Origin of the sequence: Polaribacter sp. MED152 (assembly GCF_000152945.2) — a bacterium.
GTDB lineage: Bacteria > Bacteroidota > Bacteroidia > Flavobacteriales > Flavobacteriaceae > Polaribacter.
The window spans coordinates 852,365-879,035 of the sequence record NC_020830.1 but is presented as its reverse complement, the minus strand read 5'-3'; the positions used below and the strand labels follow the sequence as shown (position 1 = coordinate 879,035).

Genomic DNA, 26,671 nt, shown 5'->3' with positions numbered 1-26,671 from the left:
ACTTAAACTCTAACTTGCGTTTTGTATTTTTACAGCGAACATTCGCTAAAAACCTACAGATCGTTATGAAAATTAAAAAAGTATTAGTTGCAAATAGAGGAGAAATTGCTATTCGAATTTTTAGAGCTTGTGCAGAGATTAATGTAGAAACTGTTGGAATTTATACATACGAAGATCGCTACTCTTTGCATAGATATAAATCTGATGAATCTTATCAAATAGGTGAAGATAATCAACCTTTAAAACCTTATTTAGATATTGATGCAATAATTAAAGTTGCAAAAGATAATGGAGTAGATGCCATTCATCCTGGGTATGGATTTTTATCTGAAAATGCCAATTTTGCTCAAAAATGTGAAGAAAACGATATTATTTTTGTAGGACCGAAAGTATCTGTTTTAAAATCTTTAGGAGATAAAATTACGGCCAAGAAAGTTGCAATAGATAATAATATACCTATTATAAAAAGTAACAAAAACCCTTTAGAAAGTATTGAGATAGCTTTAGAAGAGGCAGAAAAAATTGGATACCCAATAATGTTGAAAGCTGCTTCTGGAGGTGGAGGTAGAGGAATGAGAGTTATTAGAAAAGCAGATGAACTTAAAAAAGCTTATGGCGAAAGTAAGAGAGAAGCATTAAATGCGTTTGGAGATGACACTGTTTTTTTAGAAAAATTTGTTGAAAACCCGAAACATATTGAAATTCAAATTGTTGCAGATAGTTTTGGTAATACAGTTCACTTATTTGAGAGAGATTGCTCTGTGCAAAGACGCTATCAAAAAGTAATAGAGTTTGCACCTTCTTATGGTTTAAAGCAAGAAACAAAAGATGCACTTTACAAATATGCAATAGATATATGTAAAGCCGTAAATTACAATAATATTGGTACTGTAGAATTTTTAGTAGATGATGATGATTCAATTTACTTTATAGAGGTTAATCCAAGAATACAAGTAGAACATACTGTTACAGAAGTTGTAACAAATATAGATTTGGTGAAGACACAGCTTTTTATTGCTGGAGGTTATAAATTATCTGATCAACAAATAAAAATTCCGAATCAAGAGTCTATTAAAATAAACGGTTATGCACTGCAGTGTAGAATAACTACAGAGGATCCGCAAAATGATTTTAAACCAGATTTTGGAACAATATCTACCTACAGAAGTGCTTCAGGTTTTGGTATTCGATTAGATGCAGGTAGCGTTTATCAAGGTGTTACAATATCTCCGTTTTTTGATTCTATGTTGGTAAAAGTTACTGCAAATAGTAGAACTTTAGATGGTGCTGCTCGTAAAATTAGAAGGGCTCTTGGCGAATTTCGAATTCGTGGTGTAAAAACTAACATGCTTTTTTTAGATAATATACTTCAGCACGAAACTTTTAGAAAAGGTGCAATTACAGTAAACTTTATTAAATCTACACCAAGTTTATTTAAGTTTAAAGCACCTAGAAATAGAGCTAATAAAATAATTACTTATTTGGGTGATGTTACTATTAATGGCAATGCAGATGTTAAGAAATTTGATGCAACAAAAACATTTGTAAAACCCAAAATTCCCGCTTTTGATGTTAATGCAGCTTACCCAAAAGGAACAAAAGATTTACTGACAGAGTTAGGGCCAGAAGGTTTTTCTAATTGGTTGAAAAACGAAAAGAAAATACATTTCACAGACACTACAATGCGTGATGCGCATCAAAGTTTGTTGGCAACCAGAATGCGAACTTTCGATATGTTAAAAGTTGCAGAAGGCTATGCTAAAAACCATCCAGATATTTTTAGTCTGGAAGTTTGGGGAGGTGCCACTTTTGATGTTTGCTTACGATTTTTACATGAAAATCCATGGGAAAGATTACGTTTGCTTAGAGAAAAAATGCCAAATGTGCTATTGCAAATGTTAATAAGGGGCTCTAATGGTGTTGGTTATACTGCCTATCCAGACAATTTAATTGGTAAATTTGTTGAACAATCTTGGGAAAATGGAGTTGATTTATTCCGAATTTTTGATTCTCTAAATTGGATGAAATCGATTGCTCCATGCATAGAGCATGTAAGAACAAAAACACAAGGTTTAGCAGAAGGTTCTATTTGTTATACCTCTGATATTTTAAATGTAAAAAACACTAAATACAATTTAAAATATTATATCAATTTAGCCAAAGAAATTGAAAATGCAGGCGCACATATTTTGGCAATTAAAGATATGGCTGGTTTGTTAAAACCTTATGCAGCTTCAGAATTGGTTACTGCTTTAAAATCGGAATTAAACATTCCAATTCACTTGCATACACATGACACATCCTCTATACAATCTGCCACTTATTTAAAAGCAATTGAGGCAGGTGTAGATGTTGTAGATGTTGCATTAAGTGGCTTGTCTGGTTTAACATCGCAACCAAATTTTAACTCAATTGTAGAAATGATGAAGTTTCACGAAAGGGAAAACCCTATGAATGCTACTTCCTTAAATGAGTATTCTAACTATTGGGAAACTGTAAGAGAATATTATTATCCTTTTGAATCTGGCTTAAAGTCGGGCTCAGGAGAAGTATTTAAACACGAAATTCCTGGTGGCCAATATTCAAATTTAAAACCACAAGCACAAGCTTTAGGTTTAGAAGGTCGTTTTCATGAAATTACAAAAATGTATGGAGAAGTAAATACACTTTTTGGTAACATCGTAAAAGTTACACCAAGTTCTAAAGTTGTTGGTGATATGGCTCAATATTTAGTAAGTAATAATTTAACTATAAAAGATGTTTTGGAAAGAGGTGATACTATTTCTTTTCCTCAATCTGTGGTGAGTTTCTTTAAAGGAGATTTAGGTCAGCCAGTTGGTGGTTTTCCAGAAAAATTACAGAAGCTTATTTTAAAAGATCAATCTCCCTATACAGAAAGACCAAATGCACATTTACCACCTGTAGATTTTGATAAAGAATATGCAGAATTTAGAAGAATATTTGAAAATGACTTGGGTAGAAAAATTGATTTTACAGATTTCTTATCCTATAAATTATATCCAAAGGTGTTTTTAGATGCTTTTAATACACATTTAAAATACGATAATCTAACCAATTTACCTACCAAAAATTTCTTTTACGGCATGGAAATAGGAGAGGAGATTACTGTTGATTTAGATAAAGGTAAAACTGTATTAATTACGTTAGATTCTATTAGTGAAGCTAATGAAAAAGGATTTGTAACTGTTTATTTTAAAGTAAATGGACAAGGAAGAACAGTGCAGATTAAAGATGAGTCTATCAAAGTTACATCAGTTCAAAATATAAAAGCTGATAAAAATAATAGCAAACAAATTGGTGCACCTTTGCAAGGGTTATTGTCTACTATTTTAGTTAAAAAAGGAGAAAAGGTAACTAGAAATCAGCCTTTATTTATTATTGAAGCTATGAAAATGGAAACTACAATTACAGCCAATGATGATGGTAAAATTGACACTATCATATTAACTGAAGGTACAATTGTTAACGCTGATGATTTAGTTTTAAGCTTAAATTAAGATAGGCTTTGCATAGTTACTAACTTAAAATATTCACCTTTTTTGGATAGTAACTCATCGTGTTTACCTTTTTCTACAATTTCACCTTTTTTCATTACGACAATTGTATCTGCTTTTTGTATGGTAGATAATCTATGAGCAATAACTAAAGAGGTTCTATTTTGCATCATCTTTTCTAAAGCTAACTGTACAAGTTGCTCAGATTCTGTATCTAAGGCAGATGTAGCTTCATCCAAAATCATAATTGGCGGATTTTTCAATACAGCTCTAGCAATAGATAAACGCTGTTTTTGACCTCCTGATAAAGTGCCTCCACTATCACCAATATTAGTATGGAATTTTTCAGGTAAATTTTGAATGAACTCATTTGCGTTCGCAATTTCTGAAGCTTCTAACACTTCTGCTTCAGTTGCATTTTCTGTACCCAATTTTATATTATTTTCTACAGTATCATTAAATAAAATAGATTCTTGCGTTACAATACCCATTAAATCTCGTAAAGATTTTTTAGTAATGTTTTTAATGCTTTCACCATCAATTAAAATATCACCAGAATTTACATCGTAAAAACGAGTAATTAGATTTGCTAAAGTAGATTTACCACTTCCTGATTGGCCAACCAAAGCAACAGTTTCACCCTTATTAATAGTTAAAGAAAAGTCTTTTAAAACATAGTCTTTTTTGTATTTAAACGATATGTTTTTAAACTCAATTTTACTATCGAAAGAAGCTTTAACAATAGCATTTGGATTGTCTTTGATATGATTTTCTGTATTTAAAACAGACATAATTCTTTCTGCAGAAGCTTCACCTTTTTGAATGTTGTAGTAAGAAGTTGTAATTAATTTTATTGGGTTTAATACAGTATAGAATAATACAATATAACCCATAAATTCATCTGGTTGTAAAGAACTTGTGTTTGATAAAACCTCTCTACCACCAAACCATAAAATAGCAATAATTGTTGCAGACCCTAAAAATTCACTCATAGGTGATGCTAACGTTTGCCTATGAAAAACACTGGTCATCAAATTTCTAAAGGTAGTGGTAGATGCATTAAACTTTCTCTCTATAATCTTTTCAGAATTAAAACCTTTAATAACTCTTAAACCTGTAAGTGTTTCTTCTATAAATGATAAAAATGTACCAGTTTCTTGCTGTGCTTTAACCGAGTTTGCTTTTAATTTTTTACTAATTGATGAAATGATAAATCCTGAAACTGGTAATAATATAAAAACAAACAGCGTTAATTTAACACTCATAAAAAGCATAATAGAAATTGCAATTACAACAGTAAGTGGTTCTCTAACAATAGTTTCTATTGAGGTTAAAATTGAAACTTCTACTTCTTGAACATCAGCAGTCATTCTTGCAATAATGTCTCCTTTTCTTTTTTCTGTAAAGTAAGAAATTGGTAGTTCTACAATTTTATGATATAGTTTGTCTCTTAAGTCTTTAACAATTCCTGTTCTTAAGAATGTAATCACGTAAGAGGCTAAATACCTGAAAAAGTTCTTTAAAAAGAATAATGAAAGTGCTAATAAACATATGAATAACAATGTTTTTATTTGACCATCATTTTCTATTTTTTCTGATATAAAAAAGTAAAAGCTTTCTTTTAAATAAGATCCAATACTTGTAATACCTTCATAAGTAGGTTCTACAACAATGTCTTTGTCTGTTTCAAATAATATGCCTAAAACAGGAATAAATGCAAGGACAGAAAGAACATTAAAAATGGCATAGAAAATATTAAAGACTACATTTAATAACGTAAACTTTCTGTACTTTCTTTCATATTTAAGAATATCTTTAAAATAACCCATTAATTCAATTTCATCTCTTTTATGATTCTTTGAATTTTAGCATCTAAAGCATCTTCTACTTTTTCTGCATTTTCGATTTTGTCTAAAGGAGCATTTACACTAAAATAAAATTTAATTTTAGGCTCAGTTCCACTAGGCCTTGCTGCAATTCTAGTTCCAGAAGCTGTTTGGTAAATAAGTACATTAGATTTTGGGATATCCATGTTCGAAACCTCACCAGTAATTAAATTTTTTCTAGTTGATGCTTGGTAATCAGAAAGTGATTCTATTTTTTCTCCATCAATCTCAGTTAATGGATTGTTTCTCATGTCACTTAACATTTGCTGAATTTCTGCAGCACCATCCATTCCTTTTTTGGTAATTGAAATTAAATGTTCTTTATAAAAGCTATTTTCTATGTAAATATTTAATAATTCATGATAGAAAGAACTTCCATTCTGTTTGGCATAAGCTGCAACTTCACAAGCTAATAATGTAGCAGTCACTGCATCTTTATCTCTTACAAAATCACCAACCATATAACCAAAACTTTCTTCTCCACCACCAATAAATTCTAGTTCAGGAAAATCAACAACCATTTTAGCTATCCATTTAAAACCAGTTAAACCTACCTTGGTTTCAACATTGTATTTTGCAGCTATTTGGTTTACAAGTTCTGTAGATACAATTGTAGAACCTATAAATTCTTTACCATTTAATCTACCTTCTTCTTTCCATTTTTTTAATAAGAAATCTGTCATAACAACCATTGTCTGGTTACCATTTAACAGTTTCATATTGCCATTTAAATCTCTTACAGCAACCCCTAATCTATCACAATCAGGATCTGTACCAATAACAATATCAGCACCAATGTTGTTCGCTAATTCAGTAGCCATGTGTAAAGCTTCTGGCTCTTCTGGATTTGGTGATTTTACAGTAGGGAAATCTCCATTTGGCTTACGCTGTTCTTCTACAATATGAACATCTGTGTATCCTGCACCTTTTAAGGTATGAGGTATAGACATTATTGATGTACCATGCAAAGGCGTAAAAACAATTTTAAGACTATTTCTATCAATTTTATCTGATAAAGAACCGTTTTTAACAGAAGCTTCTATGAAAACATCATCTACATTTTTACCAATAACTTCAATTAAATCTTCATTGGCATCAAAATTAATTTCTGAAAATTCTAAAGCATTTACTTTACTTATAATACCACTATCATGTGGAGGTACAATTTGTCCACCATCAGCCCAATACACTTTGTAACCATTATATTCTGGTGGATTGTGAGAAGCTGTTAAAACAATACCTGCATCACAATTTAAATGACGAACTGCAAAAGACAATTCTGGAGTTGGTCTTAAATCTTCAAAAAGAAAAACTTTAATATTATTTGCAGATAAAACATCAGCAACTACTTTAGCAAATTTTTTGCTGTTGTGTCTACAATCGTAAGCAATTACTACTCTTATTTGATCTTTAGAAACATTATCTACTAAATAGTTAGATAGGCCTTGGGTTGCTCTACCCAAAGTGTATTTATTAATTCTATTAGTACCAGCACCCATTACACCTCTCATACCACCAGTACCAAACTCCATATCTTTATAAAATCGATCAGCCAATTCAGCTTGATTGTTGTCGATTAAATTTTGAATTTCCGATTGTGTTTCTGCGTCAAAAGTTGGTGTTAACCACTGTTTTGCTTTATTTACAAAGTCTGTCATGAGTTAGAGTTTAATGGTTTATAGTAATTTTTTTATTTGGTTTAATACAAATATACAGTTAGAAATTAAGTTTTTCTCTTATTGTATAGTGTTTTTCGGTGTTTTTTGTTTTAATGATTAGTTCTCCTAAAAATCCTGCTAAGAATAATAGGGTTCCTAGAATCATAGAAGTTAGTGCAATATAAAACCAAGGATTATCTGTAACAAGAATGGTTTTTATGTTATTAAAAACCTTATATAATTTATATGCACCAATATAAAAAGCAGCAGAAGTTCCAAATAAGAACATAAAAGTACCCCAAAGACCAAAAAAGTGCATAGGTCTTTTTCCAAATTTAGATAAAAAAGAAATGGTAATTAAATCTAAAAAACCATTTACAAAACGATCCATCCCGAATTTAGTTTCACCATATTTTCTTGCTTGGTGTTGTACTACTTTTTCTCCTATTCTATTGTAACCTTCATTTTTGGCTAGAACAGGTATGTATCTATGCATTTCTCCACTTACTTTTATACTTTTAATTACCTCATTTTTATAGGCTTTTAGTCCGCAGTTAAAGTCATGAAGTTTTAAACCAGAAGTTTTTCTGGCAGCTGCATTAAATAATTTAGATGGTATATTTTTAGTAACTACATTGTCATAACGTTTCTTTTTCCATCCAGAAATTAAATCAAAATTTTCATTAACAATTAAATTGTAAAGTTCTGGTATCTCTTCTGGATTGTCTTGTAGATCTGCATCCATAGTAATAACAACATTACCTTGGGCTAATTCAAAACCAGCATCTAAGGCTTGAGATTTGCCATAGTTTTTTTGAAAACGGATTCCTTTAACTGACTTGTTTTTAGAGGATAACTCTTCTATTTTTTGCCATGAGTTATCAGAACTACCATCATCAATAAAAATAATTTCATATAAATAACGATTGGATTGCATAACAGTTGCAATCCAATCGTGTAATTCTTGTAAAGATTCTTCTTCGTTAAGAAGTGGTATTACTACCGAAATTTCCATATTTCTTCTATATAGTTACAAGTTGTAAAGTTAAGAAAGTATCCTAGAAGGACGTATTTCTAACAGTTTAATATGTTTCCTCTTCTGTTTTTTTCTTCACAGCGGCTACAATTGCAGAAACTACAAAACCAATAAAGGCCATGAATAATAAACCAATAGCATCACCAATTATTGTACCTTGGAACTTGCTGGTCATTTCCATTTGAGTTTCAATTTGTTCTTCTGTTAACCCATTATCGTATAAAGTTTTTCTTGTAATTTCTTCTACTTGAGTATAAAATTCGGGTTCAATAAATGCAGTAAAAATATGCTGATAAACAATGGTTAATAAAGAACCAATAATTACAATACCTACACCAATTTTAACACCTTGTCCCCAAGTCATAAAACCACCATTTGCTTTTTTGAAAGCAGACATTCCTATAATAGGAAAAGCAATTACTGCAATTGCAATTACAGCAAAATTAATGTAACCACCTGTTGGGTCTAAATGCATTCCTAATGCATAAATAACAAGACTAGCTAAAATTAAAACGATTCCGTAATATAAACCGTTGTTTAAAATAATACCTTTACTACTTACTTGATTTTCCATTTTTTAAAGTTTAGTTGATGTTTTACAAATATATTAATTTCTAATAGATGACTAATTTCCTATAAAATAAGTTCATCCAAAAACATTTTATTAGTAATCAAGAAGTTATAATTGTTACAAAAATTTTAATATTTTTTTAATTGTCAATTTAAAAATAGAATGTAAATTTGCAGTGGCAAGTTCTACACAACTAGCTCCCTTTGAATCCTCCAGGGTGGGAACACAGCAAAGGTATTAGGTTGTAGCAGTGTGATGTAGGTAGCTTGCCATTTTTTGTGCCCTAAATTTAGATTTTGTAATATTGATTTTTTAAAATAGAAATTATGTCTAAAGTAGTTTTAGTTACAGGTGCATCTTCAGGAATTGGTAAGGCTGTAGCCACTTATTTGCAACAAAAAGGATATTTTGTTTATGGAACTAGCAGAAATCCTAAAAACCAAGAAAACTTTACTTTTAAATTAATTGCATTAGACGTTTTAAAAAATGAATCTATTACAGCTGCTGTAGATCAAATTATTAATGAGAAAGGAAGATTGGATGTTTTGGTAAATAATGCAGGAATGGGAATTACAGGTGCTATTGAAGACACTCCTATTAATGAAATGAAATCTGTTTTCGACACCAATTTATTCGGAGCTATTGATGTTATGAAAGCTGTTTTACCAAAAATGAGAAAACAGAACTCTGGTACTATTGTTAATATTACTTCTATTGCTGGTTATATGGGTTTGCCATTTAGAAGTTTGTATTCAGCATCTAAAGGAGCTTTAGAATTGATTACAGAAGGAGTTAGTATGGAGGTAAAAGGTTTTGGTATAAATGTAGTAAGTATTGCTCCTGGTGATTTTGCAACAAATATTGCAGCAGGTAGATATCATACACCAGTTTTTGAAAATTCTGCTTACAAAGAAGATTATGAGAATAATTTAAAAATTATTGATGCAGATGTTGATGGGGGAAAAGATCCTGTTGAAATGGCTAAAGTAATTTATAAAATCACAAACACTAAAAATCCTAAAATACACTATAAAGTAGGGAATACTTTAGAAAAGTTTTCGATTGTTTTAAAACGAATTCTTCCAGATAGAATTTATGAGAAAATTTTAATGAATCATTACAAACTTTAATTCACACTTACATGCTCATCTGCAGTTGTGTTTAAAAAAGTATCTAAAATTGCAGCTTCACAATTTTGAGTATTTACAGTAAGTTTAATCCAACCATAATAGGTTTCGTTGTTTAAAGACATACTAATTATATAGTAATCGTCTTTATTGTTCTTTAAAGTACTACTATAGGTTAAGGTATTGTCTAAGAAATAATTAAAGTTTTGATAAGGAGCTTCATATTCGTAAAAAATATCTAAAGCATCTTTTACACCATTAATATATTGTGTTTTATTTTCTGATGTAAATGGCGGTTCATGCACAATAAAATAAGGCTCTTGATTTTTAATAGGAGATAAGATCTTGTTTTGCTCTTCAAACGTAGATGTTAATTTAATGGTGTATTGATTGTATCTTGGTCTGTTACCAACATCATTTACTTCTTCATAAGTTAAATTAAAATCAACAATTCCATCAGAATTAAGGTCTATTTCTATTGGTAATTTGTCTAATAAACAATCTTCAAAAAGTAGAAAATTGGTAATGTCTACTTTAAAATCATCTGTGGTAAATTCAACATAGAATTTTTTTGAATAGGTAATTTTATCATGAGGATCTGTATACACAACATAACCTATAAATTTTTCATCTTCAATATACTCTTTGATATAAAATTCTGATACCTCCATCTCTGTTACAGCAGAAACGTCTACATTTTCTCCATTATAATATTCGTAAGCTCTATTTTTAGTAAGGCAGTCATCTTTTTTATCAAAAATAAAAGCTTTAGTTTCAGTTTCTCCATCAGTACCAACAGGTGTTGTAAAGCTGATTGTTACTGTTTCATCATTATAAGAACCTTCCCAAACAACAGGGTTTGTAGCATGAGGAACAACAATATTATCTGCTTCAGAAATAGAAATATCAGTATTAACGCATTCTTCTATTTCAGGAGTAACAGGATCTATAATTTCTGATGAGCTAGTTGTAGAACAAGATGTTGCTAGACAAAGAATTAGCAGTAAACCAAACGTTTTTATAAAATTCAAAATAGACTCTTTTTTACAAAAGTAAAGGTTTTATAAAGTAAAAACGAATTGAGATACTATTTAACAAAAATTAAGCATTTTTATCTAAGCGAATATGTGTAAAAAATAATTGAGTAATGGACATTAGAAAAGTGATAGTTTTTTATCTTTGACGAAAATAAATTTAATTTTCAACGCATGAAATTTTTCGTAGATACTGCTAATTTAGAGCAGATTAAAGAAGCACAAGCTTTAGGTGTTTTAGATGGTGTAACAACAAACCCATCATTAATGGCTAAAGAAGGTATTACTGGTCAAGATAATATCATTAATCATTACAAAGCAATTTGTGAATTAGTAGATGGAGATGTTTCTGCAGAGGTTATTTCTACAGATTTTGATGGTATGGTTAAAGAAGGTGAAGCTTTGGCAGCATTGAACCCTCAGATTGTAGTAAAATTACCTATGATAAAAGATGGCATTAAAGCTTGTAAATACTTCTCATCTAAAGGAATTAAAACAAATGTAACTTTAGTATTTTCAGCAGGTCAGGCATTATTGGCTGCAAAAGCTGGTGCAACTTATGTGTCACCATTTATTGGTAGATTAGATGATATTTCTACAGATGGTTTAAATCTAATTGCAGAAATTAGAACTATTTATAACAATTATGGTTTTGAAACTGAAATTTTAGCTGCTTCTGTAAGACATACAATGCACGTTATTGATTGTGCTAAAATTGGTGCAGATGTTATGACAGGACCTTTAAGTGCTATTGAAGGTTTATTAAAGCACCCATTAACAGACATAGGTTTAGCTAAATTTTTAGCAGATTTTAATAAAGGAAACTAATTTCTTTTCAAATAAATTATATAAAAAGCCAGAAATTAAATTCAATTTAGTTTCTGGCTTTTTTTTCTTTTAAATCTTTATCTCTTCGTAACTTTGCATTTAAATCACTAAAGATTTTTATGTACCCAAAAAAAGAACTTGCACAATTAGTTATAGCAGCTTGTCATCAATTTAATGTTGATACTGTTGTTATTTCTCCAGGTTCTAGAAATGCGCCTTTAACTATTGGTTTTTCTAATCATCCAGAAATTGAAACGTTAAGTGTGGTAGATGAAAGGTGTGCTGCGTTTTTTGCGCTAGGTATTGCACAGCAAACTCAAAAACCGGTTGCAGTTTTATGTACTTCTGGTTCTGCCTTACTAAATTATTACCCTGCAATTGCAGAAGCGTTTTATAGTAATATACCTTTAGTTGTTATTTCTGCTGATAGACCAAAGCATCTTATAGATATTGGTGATGGACAAACAATTCGTCAGGAAAATGTGTTTGAAAATCACATTCTATTTTCTGCCAACTTGATTGAAAATCCAAAGTTTAAAACTAGGAATGCCCAATTAATAGGTGAGGCTTTACAATTGGCAAACTCAAACAAAGGTCCTGTTCATATTAATGTACCTTTTGATGAGCCATTGTATGATACTGTAAGCGATTTAGAAGATTTTCATTTTCCTCATATAAGTATGAGTTCTTTAGATAATTCTAATATCAATTATGATGAATTGGCTAAAATATGGAACAGTTCTGATAAGAAAATGTTAGTGATTGGTGTGAATCATCCAGATACAGAATTGCATAAATTGATGGATTTATATTCAGAAGATGATTCAGTTATTTTGTTAACAGAAACTACTTCTAATCTGCATCATTCTAAAGCTATAAACTCTATAGATCAACTTATTTTTTCTTTGGGAGAAGAAGAATTTAAAGAGTTACAACCAGACATTCTTATCACATTTGGTGGCATGATAGTTTCTAAAAGGATTAAACGTTTTCTAAGAGATTATCAACCTAAACATCACTGGAATATTGATGAGAAAAAAGCAACCAATACTTTTTTCTGCTTGTCTGAATTTATACAAACAAAACCTGTAGATTTCTTTAGTAAATTTAATAGCATCATTTCTAAAAAACAGAGTAATTATCAACCAAATTGGTTGGCTGTAAGAAATGAGAGAAGGCAAAAACATGTTCAATATTTAGAAACTATAGCACATTCTGATTTAAAGGTTTTTGAGCAAGTTTTAGAAAGTATCCCTAAAAATAGTCAGTTGCAATTTAGTAATAGTGCTATTATTAGATATGGGCAAATGTTTACTATAGACAGTACTTTAGAAGTGTTTTGTAATAGAGGTACAAGTGGTATTGATGGTAGCACATCTACAGCTATTGGTGCAGCTTATGCCTGTAACAGACAAACTATTTTTATTACTGGAGATTTAAGTTTTTTCTATGATAGTAATGGTTTGTGGAATAAGAATATACCAACAAATTTTAGAATTATATTAGTGAATAATTCAGGAGGTGGAATTTTTAAAATTATTCCTGGTCCTAAAACTACAAACGCCACAAAATATTTCGAAACGCCTCATTGTTTAACAGCAGAGCATTTATGTAAAATGCATAATTTTGAGTATAGCAAAGCGTTTTCTACGATTTCTGTTCAAAAAGAATTAGAAAATTTTTATAAAGAATCAAATCAACCTAAAATTTTAGAAATCTTTACACCAAGTTTAGAGAATGATAAAGTTTTAAAAGAATACTTTAAATATATTAAATAATGGATTTACAAGAAGGAGATAAAGTGCAGTTAGTAATTGAAACTGAAACAGGTTTAGGTTATACAGTTTTAATTAATGAAGAGTTTGATGGTTTACTTTTTAGAAGTGAAGTTTTTCAGCCATTAGAAGAAAATATGGAGGTTACTGGCTACATTAAAAACATAAGAGAAGATGGTAAAATAGATGTTTCTTTACGTCCTCAAGGTTTTAGAAATGTAATTGATTCTGATGTAGAAAAAGTTTTACAAAAGTTAAAAGATAGTAGAGAAGGTTTTTTATTATTGACAGATAAAAGCTCTCCAGATTCTATACGTTTTCACATGAAAATGAGTAAGAAAGCATTTAAAAAAGCTGTAGGGAATCTTTATAAAAATAAATTAATAGTTATTAAAGAAGATAGGATAGAGCTTATAAATCAGTAATCAGAATACAGTTTAAAGTTGGCAGTTATTATTGAATAAAATTTGTACTGCCAACTTATATTATTGACCACCAAGTCTTAAAATATTTTCGTAATAAGCATCAGAATTAGGATCTGCAGGATCCATTTTTCCATACCCAATTTTATAATATTTTAGCGCTTTTTTAAACATTTTACCAGTTTCGTAATATCTACCTATATAATACTCTCCTAAAGGCGATGAAGGAAAAAGCTTTAAGATCATTTTACCAAAGTCTCTTAACTTATCTCCATTTTCTTTTTCTATAATAATGTTTTCAATAGCATAAATATCTTTTTCTCTAATACCTAAATTGGTTCCAAATAAAAATTCGATTTCTAAATACTTGTTTTCTAAATAATAAATGGCATCTTCAGGAGATAACTCTTTAATATTCTTTTCATATTCTTCTTTCGATATTGCAGAGTAAACCTCAAAAATCTTGGTTAATGCTCTTGGTATTGCTTCTCCCATTGCTGATACTGCGCTTGGTGTTTCTATAACATCATTAACAACATTAAAGTTTTTAATTTCTAAACCAGATAAACCTTTTTGAACTTGATCTATTTTAACTTTTTTTTGGCTAGAAAAAGAAGTTGCATTATTCGTGTAAAAATAAAAAGTGTTGTCTTCTTTTTGATATTTTGGCAAGTTGTATCTCTGTAGTTCTTGCCCTATAAAATCAGAAAAACTTGGGTTTATACATACAAATGCATTGATAAAAGCTGTATTTTCTTTTAAATAATGTGTTACTAAATTTGCAGAATAGCCCTGACCTACAATAGTTATAAAAGGCGATGTTCTATAGGTGCTTTCCATATAGAAAATCACTTCATCTCTTACAAATTCGTAAAAGTAGTTCGCAGTTGTAGATAATCTTCCAGAATTTCTGTCAAAAGAAATATCTTGACTTCTTGTTTCATCCATAGAAATACCTACAATAATTTGTTGAGGAGCTTTGTCTTTCTTTGCAAAAAGTTTTGCATTACCAACATAAGTATCAAATAGATATTCTTCATCAAAAACAATAGTTAAGGGGTAGTTTTTAATACTGTCTTGCTCATAAGTTGCAGGGATATAAATTCTTAAATTTCTAGTAGTTTCTAATATGTCAGATTCTAATTGCTTGGTAATAATGTTTTGAGAAAAACCAGAAAAGCAAAAAAGTAAAAATATAAGTGATAGTGATTTCTTAATCATAAGTTAGAATGTTTATTTTTGTAAACAAAGAAGTTTTAACGGTAACAAGAACGTACAAAATACAAAAATATGATACAACCTGAATGGAAAGTTGCTAAAGAATATGAAGACATTACGTATAAAAAATGTAATGGTGTAGCAAGAATAGCATTTAACAGACCAAATGTTAGAAATGCATTTAGACCAAAAACCACAAAAGAATTATATGATGCTTTCTATGATGCAGGTGAAGATACTTCTATTGGGGTAGTTTTACTTTCTGCAGAAGGACCAAGTACCAAAGATGGTGTGTATTCTTTTTGTTCTGGAGGAGATCAAAAAGCAAGAGGTCATCAAGGTTATGTGGGTGATGATGGGTATCACAGATTAAATATATTAGAAGTTCAACGTTTAATACGTTTTATGCCAAAAGCAGTTATTGCTGTTGTTCCTGGTTGGGCAGTTGGTGGTGGCCATAGTTTACATGTGGTTTGCGATTTAACTTTGGCTTCTAAAGAACACGCTATTTTTAAACAAACAGATGCAGATGTAACGTCTTTTGATGGTGGTTATGGTTCTGCGTATTTAGCCAAAATGGTAGGTCAGAAAAAAGCAAGAGAAATTTTCTTTTTAGGTAGAAATTATTCAGCACAAGAAGCTTATGAAATGGGAATGGTAAATGCAGTTATTCCACATGATGAGTTAGAAAGTACAGCTTATGAGTGGGCACAAGAAATTTTAGAGAAAAGTCCAACTTCTATTAAAATGCTAAAGTTTGCCATGAATTTAACAGACGATGGCATGGTTGGTCAGCAAGTATTTGCAGGTGAAGCTACTCGTTTAGCATATATGACAGATGAAGCAAAAGAGGGTAGAGATGCGTTTTTAGAAAAGCGTAAACCAAACTTTCCTAAAAAATGGATTCCATAGTTCAATCCTAATTCAATACAATGAAATCACAAGTCGTAACTTTTTTAATACAATGTCCAGATCAAAAAGGTTTGGTAGCTAAAATTACCAGTTTCTTTTTTGAGAAAGGATTCAATATTCTAAGTTGTCAGCAATATGTAAATGCTTTAGAGAACACGTATTTTATGCGAATTCGCCTGAACTCTGAGGGTTCAGATATTTCTAAATCTTCTTTAGAAAAAGACTTTTTAGACCTTGCAACGCCTTTAGATTTTAAATGGTCTGTTAATTATGGAGATGAAGTGCAAAATGTAGCTATAATGGTTTCACATACAAGCCATAATTTATACGATTTGTTAGAAAGATCTAGAGAAGGTGGTTTAAATTGTAACGTAAAATTAGTAATAAGTAACCATGATAAATTAAGGTATGTAGCAGATATGTTTGGTATACCTTATTATCATTTACCAATATCGAAAGATACAAAGCTGCAGCAAGAAGCACAGGTAAGAGAATTATTAGAAGAGAATAATATAGACTTAATTGTTATGGCTAGGTATATGCAAGTGCTATCTTCTGGTTTCATTAACGATTATGAGGGTAAAATTATAAATATTCATCATTCTTCATTACCAGCATTTCAAGGAGCAAATCCTTATGAGAGAGCCTATCAAAGAGGAGTTAAACTAATTGGAGCAACAGCTCATTATGCCACAGAAGATTTAGATAAAGGGCCAATTATAGATCAAGATGTAAAGCATGTAAATCATGAAAGCACCACCAAAACTCTTAAAAGAATTGGTGCAGATACAGAAAAGCTAGTATTGGCAAGAGCAGTAAAATATCATTTAAATAATCAAATTATAGTTTCAGGAAATAGAGCAATTGTATTTCCAGAAACAGGAGAATAATTCAATTATGAAAATAATTTGTATTGGGCGCAATTACGCAAAACATATAGAGGAGTTAGAAAATGAAAAACCAGAAAATCCTGTTGTATTTTTAAAACCTGATTCTGCTATTTTACCAAGAAAAAATCCATTTTTTATTCCACCATTTTCTGATGACGTACATTATGAAGTAGAGGTATTAGTAAAAATTAATAAAGTTGGTAAGCATATAGATGCCAAGTTTTCTCATAAATATTATGATGAAATTGGGCTAGGTATAGATTTTACTGCAAGAGATGTACAGGCAAAATGTAAAGAAAAAGGCTTGCCTTGGGAAAAAGCAAAAGCTTTTGATGGCAGTGCAGTAATAGGTGAGTTTTATCCAAAAGAAAATTTTAACATAAATGATTTAAATTTTCAATTGGTTAAAAATGATGAAATAGTACAAAATGGAAATACAGCTGCTATGTTGTGGAAAGTAGATGAATTAATTGCCTATGTTTCTCAGTACTTCACGTTAAAAAAAGGGGATATAATTTTTACAGGAACACCTGCTGGCGTAGGAAAAGTTGTAGAAAACGATAACCTAAAAGGGGTTATAGAAGGTAAAGAATCTTTTAATATTAGAGTAAAATAACAGTTTGATAAATTTTATTTTTCAAATATTTGTCTGTATTTTAATGGGCATATGTTTTGTTTTTCTAGCAAAAAGATATCAGAAAAATAATGTAATCTATTTTTGTCTTGGTTTTGTAATAAGTTTATTAATAAGAATAATTTACCTAGTATTATATGGTTTATTTACTGATTTTAAAGTAGACCAAAATCTTGATTATCACAGAAATTTATCAATAGTTTTAAGTATCATAATTAGTATAATATGTTTTAGGTTGATGAAGTTGTTTTTAGAAAAAAAGAGCAAAGCCAACTTAGAAATAGATGAAATAGGAGCGCAATGAAAGCAGAGATAATTACTATAGGAGATGAAATTTTAATTGGGCAAATCGTTGATACCAATTCTCAGTGGATAGGAACAGAATTAAATAAGATTGGTGTATCTGTGCATCAAATATCTTCCATTCAAGATGATAAAGAACATATTTTAGCAGCTTTAAAAGAAGCTGAGCAAAGAGTAGATATTGTAATTCTTACAGGTGGCTTAGGGCCAACAAAAGATGATATTACAAAACATACTATAGCTTCTTATTTTGATGATCATTTAGAACTGAATAATGATGTTGTAACACATATAAAGGAGTTATTTCAGAAATATAAAATTCCTTTTGGTGAATCTAATCGATTACAGGGAATGTTACCTACTAAAGCAAGTGTTCTAAAAAACTTATATGGCACAGCACCTGGAATGTGGTTTTACGAAAACAATACAGTATTTGTTTCTTTACCTGGTGTACCAAATGAAATGAAAGGTTTAATGAAGTATGAAGTGTTGCCTAAAATTCAAAAACAATTTAAACTACCTTTTATTGTCCACAAAACAATTATGACTTATGGCCAAGGAGAAAGTGTGGTTGCAGAACGAATTGAAGAGTTTGAAAATAATTTACCATCTTTTGTGAAATTGGCTTACCTACCTAATTATGGTAGAGTTCGTTTACGCTTAACTGCTAAAGGTGATGATAAATCAACCTTAGAAAAGGCTATTGATGAACAAATAGAAAAATTGTATACATTAATTCCAGATATTATAAGTGGTTTTGATGAAGGAGGAAAGCTAGAAGATAAAATAGGAACACTTTTAAAAAACTCGAATAAAACTTTAGCAACAGCAGAAAGTTTAACAGGTGGTAAAATTGCAGCTACTATAGTTTCTGTGGCAGGTTCTTCTGCCTACTTTAAAGGTAGTATTGTAGCATACTCTGCAGAGTTGAAGCAAAGTTTGTTAAATGTATCAAAAGCAACCATAGAAAGTAATACAGTTGTAAGTAAAGAGGTAGCCAAAGAAATGGTAGTTGGAGTACAAGAAAAACTAAAAACAGACTATGCAATTGCTGTTACTGGTAATGCAGGTCCAACCACAGATCATAATGATAAAAGTGTAGGTGTAGTTTTTATTGCAATAGCTTCAGGAAAAGAAGTTTTGGTAGAAGAGTTTAATTTTGGAAAACCAAGAGGAAGGGTTATCGATAAAACTGTAAATAAAGCATTAGAAATGCTGCAAAAAGAAATATTAAAAAATTAGCAAAATTGTTTTGTTCAGAATTAGATTTATTTGTAGATTTGCACCTCGTTTAGAGATAACACTATAAAACTGTCTAAGAAGATGTCTAGAGTTTGTGAATTAACAGGAAAAAAAGCAATGGTTGGAAACAATGTTTCTAAAGCATTAAATAGAACTAAAAGAACATTTGACGCTAATTTAATGACCAAGCGTTTTTATATTCCAGAAGAAGATAAATGGGTAACTTTAAAAGTATCTGCGTCTGCTTTAAAAAATATTAACAAGAAAGGAATTTCTGCAGTTATCAAAGAAGCAAGAGCTAACGGATTTTTAACAAAATAATTAGGTTCTAGCTAATAAAATTATACAGAGATGGCAAAAAAAGGAAACAGAGTTCAAGTAATTTTAGAGTGCACAGAGCACAAAGCATCTGGTCAAGCAGGTACTTCTAGATACATTACTACAAAGAACAAAAAGAACACTCCAGATAGATTAGAGATTAAGAAATTTAATCCTATCTTAAAGAAAATGACTGTTCACAAAGAAATTAAGTAATTCTAAACAATCTAGAACTCAGAATAGAGCACATAGATTAAAAACATTTTAACATGGCAAAGAAATCAGTAGCATCGTTACAAACAGGATCAAAAAGATTAAGTAAAGCAATAAAAATGGTAAAGTCTCCAAAAACAGGAGCTTACATGTTTGTTGAAGCAATTATGGATCCTTCAGAAGTTGATAAATTTTTAGCAAAAAAATAATCAACTTATATATAATTTAGAAACTACTTTTTAGAAATAGAAAGTAGTTTTTTTTATGCCTTATAATTACGTATTTTTATACACTGTATTTTGTGTATGATTGTGAATCAAATATTTGAAACAGTCTAATAAGCAATTACAGCAACAATAAATTAGATATCAATATTTTTTAATTCTTGATATTTAAATCAATAAAAGATATGAGTTTTTTTAAAAATATATTTTCAAAAGAGAAAAAAGAAACTTTAGACAAAGGTTTAGAAAAAACTAAAGAAAGTTTCTTTGGTAAACTATCTAAAGCTGTTGCTGGTAAATCTAAAGTAGATGATGATGTTTTAGATAATTTAGAAGAGGTTTTAGTAGCTTCTGATGTTGGTGTAAATACCACTTTAAAAGTTATTGACAGAATCGAAGCTAGAGTTGCTAAAGATAAGTATGTAGGTACAGATGAGTTAAATGCAATTCTTCGTGAAGAAATAGCAGGTTTGCTTTCTGAAACAAACGTTGGTAACGAAACCGATTTTACCATACCTGAAATCCCTAAAAAAGAGGGTAAGAAAATGCCTTATGTTTTGATGGTAGTGGGTGTAAATGGTGTAGGTAAAACTACTACTATTGGTAAATTGGCAAGTCAATTTAAAAAACAAGGTTTAAAAGTTGTTTTAGGTGCTGCAGATACTTTTAGAGCAGCAGCTATAGATCAATTACAAGTGTGGGCAGACAGAACAGATGTGCCAATAATTCGTCAAGAAATGGGTTCAGATCCTGCATCTGTAGCATTTGATACTTTAACATCTGCAGTTAAACAAGATGCAGATGTTGTTATTATAGACACTGCAGGTCGTTTACACAATAAAGTAAATTTAATGAACGAGTTAACAAAGATAAAACGTGTGATGCAGAAGGTGGTCTCTGATGCACCTCATGATGTTTTATTGGTTTTAGATGGTTCTACAGGGCAAAATGCATTTGAGCAAGCCAAACAGTTTACTAAAGCTACAGAAGTTACTAGTTTAGCAGTTACCAAATTAGATGGTACAGCAAAAGGTGGAGTTGTTATTGGTATATCAGACCAATTTCAGATTCCTGTAAAATATATTGGAGTAGGCGAAGGTATAGATGATTTACAAGTTTTTAATAAAGTAGAGTTTGTAGATTCTTTCTTTAAATAAAAGCTTACTTCTTAAAATTATAAAGGCACCTTTTATGTTTTTCATAAAAGGTGTTTTTTGTTTCTTATATTTGACTATAAATTTACTCTAATGAAAAAATCACTTTTATTTCTATTTGCTTCACTGGTTTTAATCTCTTGTAAGAACCAGGAAAATGAAACTGAGTTTCAATTTAAAAAGTATGATGAAACTGCTGCTTTAGAAGCTCAGCGAAATCATAAAAATGGCAGAATGAAATTTAAACTTTTTCAATCTAAAGTTTTAGATATGAATGAAGTTTATAAACCATTTCAGTCTGAATTAAAGAAATTTTCTGATGAAGAATATAATAATTTGAAACCTCTTATTTTGGAGCAAGATATTCCCACTTTACAACGTCATGTAAAAGATGGTACTTTATCTTATGAAAAATTAACAATTTTTTATTTATATAGAATTAGAAAGTTCGAAAGTGATTCTACTTTATCTTTAAATTCAATTATAGCTTTAAATCCTAATGTCTTAAAAGAGGCTAGAGAAAAGGATGCAAATAAATCGAACGTTTCAGAATTTTCTATGTATGGTATGCCTGTTTTATTAAAGGATAATATTAATACAAAAGAAATGCCTACCACTGCTGGTGCATTGGCTTTGCAAAGAAATTATTCGAAAAGTGATGCTTTTATAGTTGAAAAACTAAGAGCCAATGGAGCCCTTATTTTAGGTAAAGTAAACTTAAGTGAATGGGCTTATTTCTTTTGTTCTGGGTGTCCTTTAGGTTATTCAGCCATTGGTGGACAAACCTTAAATCCTTATGGAAGAGCTGAATTTGAAACTGGAGGAAGTTCTTCTGGAAGTGGAGTAGCTGTAGCCGCAAATTTTGCAGTAGCAGCTGTGGGTACAGAAACATCAGGATCTATTACATCACCTTCAAGTCAGAATTCTGTAGTAGGTTTAAAACCTACCATTGGTGTTTTGAGTAGAACAGGAATTGTGCCTATTTCTAGCACTTTAGATACGCCTGGACCAATGACCAAGAATGTAATTGATAATGCCATCTTTATGAATGCAATGAGAGGCTTTGATCAAAATGATAGCAAATCCAAAGAAATTGATGAAGAGTATGTTCAAAACGGATTTCGAAATAGTTTTAAGGGTAAAAGAATAGGTGTTTTTAAACCATTATTAACAGATTCAATTTATGCTTTGAATATTGAGAAAATGAGAAAAGTGGGTGTAGAGATAGTAGAAATTACGCCACCTGAAATTTCATTTAACGGATTTGTGACTTTATTGAATATTGATATGAAGTATGATTTACCTAAATATTTATCAGAAAATGCAGATAAATCATTATTCATTAAAAATGTAAAAGATGTAATTGAGTTTAATAAAAAAGATTCTTTATTAAGAGCTCCTTATGGGCAGCAACTTTTTGAAGGTATAGAAAGAGATCAAACCACAATTGCAGAATTAGAAGTCATTAAAGAAAATCTAAAGACAGAAGCAAATAAGTATTTACAAGCCTTAGAGAGTGAGGATTTAGATGCTATTTTATCTATTAACAATTATCATTCAGGTATTGCAGCTGTTTCATTTCATCCTACTTTAACTGTTCCTATGGGGTATAAAACTTCTGGAGAACCAATAAGTTTAACCTTTGTGGGTAAACCTTTTGAGGAAAGAAATTTATTAGAATTAGGCTATGCTTTTGAGCAATTAACAAAAGCTAGAAAAATGCCTAAAAACTATCAATAGAAAGAATATCAATCATTTAAAAAGTACTATTTTTGCACTCGCTTAAATAAAAATGGAATGCGTACAAAAACCATCAAGAAAAATAAAATTAACGTAGTTACTTTAGGATGTTCTAAAAACGTTTACGATAGTGAAGTTTTAATGGGACAATTAAAGGCCAATGGTAAAAACGTGGTTCATGAAGATGTAAATGATGATGGAAACATTGTGGTTATTAATACTTGTGGATTTATAGGTAAGGCAAAAGAAGAATCTATAGATACTATTTTGCATTATGCAAAAAGAAAAGAGGCTGGTGAAGTTGATAAAGTCTTTGTTTCTGGTTGTTTAAGTGAGCGATATAAACCAGATTTAGAAGCAGAAATTCCGAATGTAGATCAATATTTTGGTACTCATGATTTACCCAATTTATTAAAGGTTTTAGAAGCAGATTATAAGCATGAGTTAATTGGTGAACGTTTAACGACTACTCCAAAACATTATGCCTATTTAAAAATAGCAGAAGGTTGTAATAGGCCTTGCTCTTTTTGTGCAATTCCTTTAATGCGTGGCAAACATAGATCTACTCCAATTGAAGATTTAGTTACTGAAGCTACAAAATTAGCAGAAAAAGGAATTAAAGAAATTATGCTTATAGCACAAGATTTAACTTATTATGGTTTAGATATCTATAAAAAACGTGCATTAGCTGAATTGTTAGAAGCCCTTGTAAAAGTAGATGGTATAGAATGGATTAGAATGCATTATGCTTTTCCTACAGGTTTTCCAATGGATGTTTTAGAAGTTATGAAACGTGAACCTAAAGTATGTAACTATCTAGATATACCTTTACAACACATCAATACAGAGTTGTTAAAATCTATGAAAAGAGGTACAACTCATGAAAAAACAACAGCTTTAATCCATAAATTTAGAGAAGCAGTTCCAGAAATGGCAATCAGAACTACCCTTATTGTAGGTTATCCTGGTGAAACTGAAGAAATGTTTCAAGAGTTAAAAGATTGGGTAGAAGAAATGCGTTTTGAAAGACTTGGTGCATTTGAGTATTCGCATGAAGAAAATACTGGGGCTTATGTATTGGAAGATGATGTTCCTGCAGAGGTAAAGTTTAAAAGAGTAAATGAAATTATGGAAGTTCAATCTCAAATTTCGTGGGAATTGAATCAACAAAAAGTAGGCAAAACATTTAGATGTTTGTTTGATAGAAAAGATGGCGAATATTTTTACGGACGTACAGAATCTGATTCACCAGATGTAGATAATGATGTTTTGGTTGATGCTAGAGAGCATTATATTAAAATTGGTGAATTTATAGATGTAGAGATTTATGAAGCAGGAGATTATGATTTGTATGGAACACCTGTTAAGAAGCAAGAAAAACCACAACCTTTGCATCAAAAAAGAACAAAATAAACAGTAAAAAAAACCACTCAAATTAAGAGTGGTTTTTTATTTATTTTAATTGATCTGAATTTAAGAGAAAAACGGCGTTTGCTAAGAATAACTTTCCATTATCCCAAAAAGACCTAAATAAAGGGTTGTCAACCATATATACAAAACTTCCTCTGCCTTTTTCATCTACTCCAAATAAAAGTGATTCAGGTACATTCTTCAAGGCTGTTTTACCAGCAAATCCGGAAACATTTGTGGCATTTTTATCAAAATAACCAACATTAACGCCAGAATTTAAATAGTTAAAAGTACTACCACTTAATTTTAAAGAAAAGTAATCACTCTTGTAACCAAACCCTAAAGGATGCGTAGTGTCTATGGTACTTTTAAAGATTGCTCCCGTAATTAAATTTTCTACATTATTTCTTTCTTGAGCTGCATAAGGCAATAGATTATTGTCTTTTTTATCTTCAAGTTTTTTTCTGGTTAAGCTAAATCCTTTTTTATCAGCAAAACTATTTAATGCACTTCCTATTGCTATAACTGTACCTCCAGATCTGGCAAAAGAAGTTAATTTATCTAAAGTAGATTTATTTAAAATACTATTATAATATCCATTAGGAAGTATAATAACGTCGTAATTCGAGAAATCTGTTCTTCCAAAATAATCTGAATCTATAATGACTAAAGGGTATTTTAACTCTGTTTCGAAAAAGTGCCAAATTTCACCAAAGCTTAAAGAAGATGTGCCTTCACCAGAAAGCAAAGCAACTTTTTGTTTATTGATTGGTTTTACAGAATAAGAACCAAAATCTACTCCAGCATCAGAAAAACCTGTTGATGTTGTAGTAACTTGTCTTTTATGCTTATTAGCAATATTTATAAGATTGTCAGCAAAATTAGAATTTCTATTATCATTTTTTAATACGATTATTGTTCCTCTTTCAAACGATTTTCCGCTTGTAGTAAATGGTTTTTCAGAAAAACGAGGTATAATATTATGCTGTAATAAATCTGCCAAAAAAGTAGCGTCATTTAAGCTATTCCATTTAAAAATAAAGGCATAAGCATTTTTATCAATAGTATTATTAGGTGTAAAATCTTTATCATTATAAGTGTTTGAGGCTAATTTTGATTTAGATGCAATTGCATTAAAACCATGAGCATAAGGTAATGACCAAGCAGTAATATCGTAAGTTAAAGAATCTACCAACTTTGCTGAAGGTTCAAAAAGTACATTAACCATCTTTCCTTTTGGTTGATCTGTATGGATTACCAAATCGTTATTAGAAGCATTAAATTTAGCTTCTTTTTGTGTTGAAAAGTCATACCCTTTTACAGTACCTCCTTTAGCAGTTTCGTAACTAATTTCGTGTTTATCTAATAGTAATTTTAAGCGATTAATTTTATCCTGATTTTCATTCTTAATTAAAAAGCTTTTATACTTTACATTATCATTATTAAAGTATTTTTTAAACTCAATATTTAATTTTTCGGCATTTTTAGATGCTATTTCAACAGTAGATAATCCTGTCGTTTTATGATGAATGGCTCTATCTTTTAGAGTTAATACCTCACCTTCATCTGTCTCAATACCCAACCCAGCTCTTCCATGACCAGCTTGTTCATATGTCATACCAATTGCGCCCATAAAAGTAGGGTAGGTATCTCCATAACTTGGGTATAACAAATCAAAACTCTCTTTAGTAAAATATAACCAACCTTCTTTATCAAAATATTTAGCATGATTTTTTCCTATTTGGGTTTGAAAATCACGCTGCCAATCTGTAATAATTTCATGAAATGGTTCTGCTGCTGGCGCAAAATAATAAGGATTATTTATACCTTGTTCATGAAAATCTACATGAATATGAGGCATCCATTTATTATAAATTTTAACTCTTTGCTGACTTTCTACTTGTGTAGCCCAAGCCCAATCTCTATTTAAATCAAATAAATAATGATTTGGTCTTCCTCCAGGCCATGGTTCATGGTGTTCTTTGGCATCTTGCCCAATATCAAAAGGAGTACTTTTTACTTGATTGTACCAATTTACATAACGATCTCTTCCATCAGGATTTATACAAGGATCTATAATAACAACAGTATTTTCTAACCATTCTTTCTTATTTGTTACTAAATCAAAAAGTGTTAACATAGAAGCTTCAGTACTTGAGGCCTCATTTCCATGCACGTTATAACTCAGCCAAACAATAGCTTTATCACTAGAACTAGCATTGCTATTTTTAGTTTGAGATAAATTTTGTTTTCTAATCGTTTCTAAATTATTGATATTTTCTTGAGATGAGATATAGGTAACATACAACTCTCTATGTTCATTGGTTTCACCATATTTTTCTAATTTAACATTTGACAATGTGTTACTTACATATTTAAAGTAATCTACAACTTGATGATGTCTTGTAAATCTACTACCAATTTCATAACCTAAGTATTCTGCTGGAGATTTTACTGATTGTGCAAAAACTGAAATTGATGAGATTAAAAATAAAAAGAAAAACGCCTTAATTTTCATGAATTTAAATTTGAATTTCTCCAAATGTAAGCAATATAATTTA

General features: G+C 30.3%; 22 protein-coding genes and 1 other RNA gene. 16 read left to right on the top strand and 7 right to left on the bottom strand.

Annotated features, from left to right (window positions below):
• The first annotated feature begins 65 nt into the window (after positions 1 to 65).
• Positions 66 to 3,518 (top strand): pyruvate carboxylase, encoded by a 3,453-nt coding sequence (locus MED152_RS04015; protein ID WP_015480582.1) that lies wholly within the window; start codon positions 66 to 68, stop codon positions 3,516 to 3,518.
• On the opposite strand, the gene MED152_RS04010 is transcribed toward MED152_RS04015, so the two are convergent.
• The 4 genes from MED152_RS04010 to MED152_RS03995 form a co-directional block, all read right to left on the bottom strand.
• Entirely contained in the window at positions 3,515 to 5,344 is a 1,830-nt protein-coding gene (locus MED152_RS04010) for an ABC transporter ATP-binding protein (protein ID WP_015480581.1), read from the bottom strand. The two genes, MED152_RS04015 and MED152_RS04010, sit on opposite strands and share 4 nt — an antisense overlap.
• Positions 5,344 to 7,059 (bottom strand): phospho-sugar mutase, encoded by a 1,716-nt coding sequence (locus MED152_RS04005; protein ID WP_015480580.1) that lies wholly within the window; start codon positions 7,057 to 7,059, stop codon positions 5,344 to 5,346. Before MED152_RS04005 ends, MED152_RS04010 begins: the two co-directional genes overlap by 1 nt.
• Positions 7,060 to 7,117: 58 nt before the next feature.
• Positions 7,118 to 8,074 carry a glycosyltransferase family 2 protein gene (locus tag MED152_RS04000; RefSeq protein WP_015480579.1) on the bottom strand — a complete coding sequence of 319 codons (957 nt, stop codon included), beginning with the start codon at positions 8,072 to 8,074 and terminating at the stop codon, positions 7,118 to 7,120.
• 67 nt (positions 8,075 to 8,141) lie between these two features.
• The gene (locus tag MED152_RS03995; protein ID WP_015480578.1) at positions 8,142 to 8,669 is read right to left on the bottom strand and encodes a DUF4199 domain-containing protein; all 528 of its coding nucleotides are present in this window, start codon (positions 8,667 to 8,669) and stop codon (positions 8,142 to 8,144) included.
• Positions 8,670 to 8,842: 173 nt separating this feature from the next.
• Here MED152_RS03995 and ffs point away from each other — a divergent pair.
• Both ffs and MED152_RS03990 read left to right on the top strand, forming a co-directional pair.
• Positions 8,843 to 8,941: signal recognition particle sRNA small type (gene ffs, locus MED152_RS13495), an RNA gene on the top strand.
• Positions 8,942 to 8,992: 51 nt separating this feature from the next.
• Entirely contained in the window at positions 8,993 to 9,796 is an 804-nt protein-coding gene (locus tag MED152_RS03990; protein WP_015480577.1) for an SDR family oxidoreductase, read from the top strand.
• Here MED152_RS03990 and MED152_RS03985 read toward each other — a convergent pair.
• Positions 9,793 to 10,824: a hypothetical protein gene (locus MED152_RS03985; protein WP_015480576.1), complete on the bottom strand. Its 1,032-nt coding sequence runs from the start codon at positions 10,822 to 10,824 to the stop codon at positions 9,793 to 9,795. The genes MED152_RS03990 and MED152_RS03985 overlap by 4 nt on opposite strands.
• Positions 10,825 to 11,001: 177 nt before the next feature.
• Between MED152_RS03985 and fsa the strand changes: the two genes are divergently transcribed.
• The 3 genes from fsa to MED152_RS03970 all read left to right on the top strand — a co-directional run bounded on the left by fsa (position 11,002) and on the right by MED152_RS03970 (position 13,855).
• Positions 11,002 to 11,655, top strand: a complete 654-nt coding sequence (gene fsa, locus MED152_RS03980) for a fructose-6-phosphate aldolase (RefSeq protein ID WP_015480575.1) — start codon at positions 11,002 to 11,004, stop codon at positions 11,653 to 11,655.
• Between the two features lie 119 nt (positions 11,656 to 11,774).
• On the top strand, positions 11,775 to 13,433 hold the full coding sequence (gene menD / locus MED152_RS03975) for a 2-succinyl-5-enolpyruvyl-6-hydroxy-3-cyclohexene-1-carboxylic-acid synthase (RefSeq protein ID WP_015480574.1): 1,659 nt from the start codon (positions 11,775 to 11,777) through the stop codon (positions 13,431 to 13,433).
• The gene (locus MED152_RS03970) at positions 13,433 to 13,855 is read left to right on the top strand and encodes a hypothetical protein (RefSeq protein ID WP_015480573.1); all 423 of its coding nucleotides are present in this window, start codon (positions 13,433 to 13,435) and stop codon (positions 13,853 to 13,855) included. Before menD ends, MED152_RS03970 begins: the two co-directional genes overlap by 1 nt.
• Before the next feature lie 60 nt (positions 13,856 to 13,915).
• On the opposite strand, the gene MED152_RS03965 is transcribed toward MED152_RS03970, so the two are convergent.
• Positions 13,916 to 15,073: a hypothetical protein gene (locus MED152_RS03965; RefSeq protein ID WP_015480572.1), complete on the bottom strand. Its 1,158-nt coding sequence runs from the start codon at positions 15,071 to 15,073 to the stop codon at positions 13,916 to 13,918.
• Positions 15,074 to 15,142: 69 nt separating this feature from the next.
• Here MED152_RS03965 and MED152_RS03960 point away from each other — a divergent pair, with 69 nt between their 5' ends.
• From MED152_RS03960 to rimO, 10 genes are all read left to right on the top strand, one after another.
• Positions 15,143 to 15,982, top strand: a complete 840-nt coding sequence (locus MED152_RS03960) for a 1,4-dihydroxy-2-naphthoyl-CoA synthase (protein WP_015480571.1) — start codon at positions 15,143 to 15,145, stop codon at positions 15,980 to 15,982.
• A 20-nt stretch (positions 15,983 to 16,002) separates the two neighbouring features.
• Entirely contained in the window at positions 16,003 to 16,872 is an 870-nt protein-coding gene (gene purU, locus MED152_RS03955; RefSeq protein ID WP_015480570.1) for a formyltetrahydrofolate deformylase, read from the top strand.
• A gap of 7 nt (positions 16,873 to 16,879) precedes the next feature.
• Complete coding sequence (locus MED152_RS03950) at positions 16,880 to 17,488, top strand: fumarylacetoacetate hydrolase family protein (RefSeq protein ID WP_015480569.1); 609 nt, start codon at positions 16,880 to 16,882, stop codon at positions 17,486 to 17,488.
• 318 nt (positions 17,489 to 17,806) lie between these two features.
• Complete coding sequence (locus MED152_RS03940) at positions 17,807 to 19,051, top strand: competence/damage-inducible protein A (RefSeq protein ID WP_015480567.1); 1,245 nt, start codon at positions 17,807 to 17,809, stop codon at positions 19,049 to 19,051.
• 81 nt (positions 19,052 to 19,132) lie between these two features.
• Positions 19,133 to 19,372, top strand: a complete 240-nt coding sequence (rpmB, locus tag MED152_RS03935) for a 50S ribosomal protein L28 (protein WP_015480566.1) — start codon at positions 19,133 to 19,135, stop codon at positions 19,370 to 19,372.
• A gap of 30 nt (positions 19,373 to 19,402) precedes the next feature.
• Positions 19,403 to 19,585 (top strand): 50S ribosomal protein L33, encoded by a 183-nt coding sequence (gene rpmG / locus MED152_RS03930; RefSeq protein WP_015480565.1) that lies wholly within the window; start codon positions 19,403 to 19,405, stop codon positions 19,583 to 19,585.
• A gap of 53 nt (positions 19,586 to 19,638) precedes the next feature.
• On the top strand, positions 19,639 to 19,791 hold the full coding sequence (locus MED152_RS13490) for a DUF4295 domain-containing protein (protein ID WP_015480564.1): 153 nt from the start codon (positions 19,639 to 19,641) through the stop codon (positions 19,789 to 19,791).
• A gap of 200 nt (positions 19,792 to 19,991) precedes the next feature.
• Complete coding sequence (ftsY, locus tag MED152_RS03925) at positions 19,992 to 20,963, top strand: signal recognition particle-docking protein FtsY (RefSeq protein WP_015480563.1); 972 nt, start codon at positions 19,992 to 19,994, stop codon at positions 20,961 to 20,963.
• Positions 20,964 to 21,053: 90 nt separating this feature from the next.
• Positions 21,054 to 22,700: an amidase family protein gene (locus MED152_RS03920; protein ID WP_015480562.1), complete on the top strand. Its 1,647-nt coding sequence runs from the start codon at positions 21,054 to 21,056 to the stop codon at positions 22,698 to 22,700.
• A gap of 57 nt (positions 22,701 to 22,757) precedes the next feature.
• Positions 22,758 to 24,113: a 30S ribosomal protein S12 methylthiotransferase RimO gene (gene rimO, locus MED152_RS03915; RefSeq protein ID WP_015480561.1), complete on the top strand. Its 1,356-nt coding sequence runs from the start codon at positions 22,758 to 22,760 to the stop codon at positions 24,111 to 24,113.
• 40 nt (positions 24,114 to 24,153) lie between these two features.
• Here rimO and MED152_RS03910 read toward each other — a convergent pair whose 3' ends face one another.
• Positions 24,154 to 26,628 carry a M14 family metallopeptidase gene (locus tag MED152_RS03910; RefSeq protein ID WP_015480560.1) on the bottom strand — a complete coding sequence of 825 codons (2,475 nt, stop codon included), beginning with the start codon at positions 26,626 to 26,628 and terminating at the stop codon, positions 24,154 to 24,156.
• Between the last annotated feature and the right edge of the window lie 43 nt (positions 26,629 to 26,671).

Coding starts and splice junctions, on each gene's coding strand:
- MED152_RS04015 (WP_015480582.1), top strand. CDS start 66: ATGAAAATTAAAAAAGTATTAGTTGCAAATAGAGGAGAAATTGCTATT.
- MED152_RS04010 (WP_015480581.1), bottom strand. CDS start 5,344: ATGGGTTATTTTAAAGATATTCTTAAATATGAAAGAAAGTACAGAAAG.
- MED152_RS04005 (WP_015480580.1), bottom strand. CDS start 7,059: ATGACAGACTTTGTAAATAAAGCAAAACAGTGGTTAACACCAACTTTT.
- MED152_RS04000 (WP_015480579.1), bottom strand. CDS start 8,074: ATGGAAATTTCGGTAGTAATACCACTTCTTAACGAAGAAGAATCTTTA.
- MED152_RS03995 (WP_015480578.1), bottom strand. CDS start 8,669: ATGGAAAATCAAGTAAGTAGTAAAGGTATTATTTTAAACAACGGTTTA.
- MED152_RS03990 (WP_015480577.1), top strand. CDS start 8,993: ATGTCTAAAGTAGTTTTAGTTACAGGTGCATCTTCAGGAATTGGTAAG.
- fsa (WP_015480575.1), top strand. CDS start 11,002: ATGAAATTTTTCGTAGATACTGCTAATTTAGAGCAGATTAAAGAAGCA.
- menD (WP_015480574.1), top strand. CDS start 11,775: ATGTACCCAAAAAAAGAACTTGCACAATTAGTTATAGCAGCTTGTCAT.
- MED152_RS03970 (WP_015480573.1), top strand. CDS start 13,433: ATGGATTTACAAGAAGGAGATAAAGTGCAGTTAGTAATTGAAACTGAA.
- MED152_RS03965 (WP_015480572.1), bottom strand. CDS start 15,073: ATGATTAAGAAATCACTATCACTTATATTTTTACTTTTTTGCTTTTCT.
- MED152_RS03960 (WP_015480571.1), top strand. CDS start 15,143: ATGATACAACCTGAATGGAAAGTTGCTAAAGAATATGAAGACATTACG.
- purU (WP_015480570.1), top strand. CDS start 16,003: ATGAAATCACAAGTCGTAACTTTTTTAATACAATGTCCAGATCAAAAA.
- MED152_RS03950 (WP_015480569.1), top strand. CDS start 16,880: ATGAAAATAATTTGTATTGGGCGCAATTACGCAAAACATATAGAGGAG.
- MED152_RS03940 (WP_015480567.1), top strand. CDS start 17,807: ATGAAAGCAGAGATAATTACTATAGGAGATGAAATTTTAATTGGGCAA.
- rpmB (WP_015480566.1), top strand. CDS start 19,133: ATGTCTAGAGTTTGTGAATTAACAGGAAAAAAAGCAATGGTTGGAAAC.
- rpmG (WP_015480565.1), top strand. CDS start 19,403: ATGGCAAAAAAAGGAAACAGAGTTCAAGTAATTTTAGAGTGCACAGAG.
- MED152_RS13490 (WP_015480564.1), top strand. CDS start 19,639: ATGGCAAAGAAATCAGTAGCATCGTTACAAACAGGATCAAAAAGATTA.
- ftsY (WP_015480563.1), top strand. CDS start 19,992: ATGAGTTTTTTTAAAAATATATTTTCAAAAGAGAAAAAAGAAACTTTA.
- MED152_RS03920 (WP_015480562.1), top strand. CDS start 21,054: ATGAAAAAATCACTTTTATTTCTATTTGCTTCACTGGTTTTAATCTCT.
- rimO (WP_015480561.1), top strand. CDS start 22,758: ATGCGTACAAAAACCATCAAGAAAAATAAAATTAACGTAGTTACTTTA.
- MED152_RS03910 (WP_015480560.1), bottom strand. CDS start 26,628: ATGAAAATTAAGGCGTTTTTCTTTTTATTTTTAATCTCATCAATTTCA.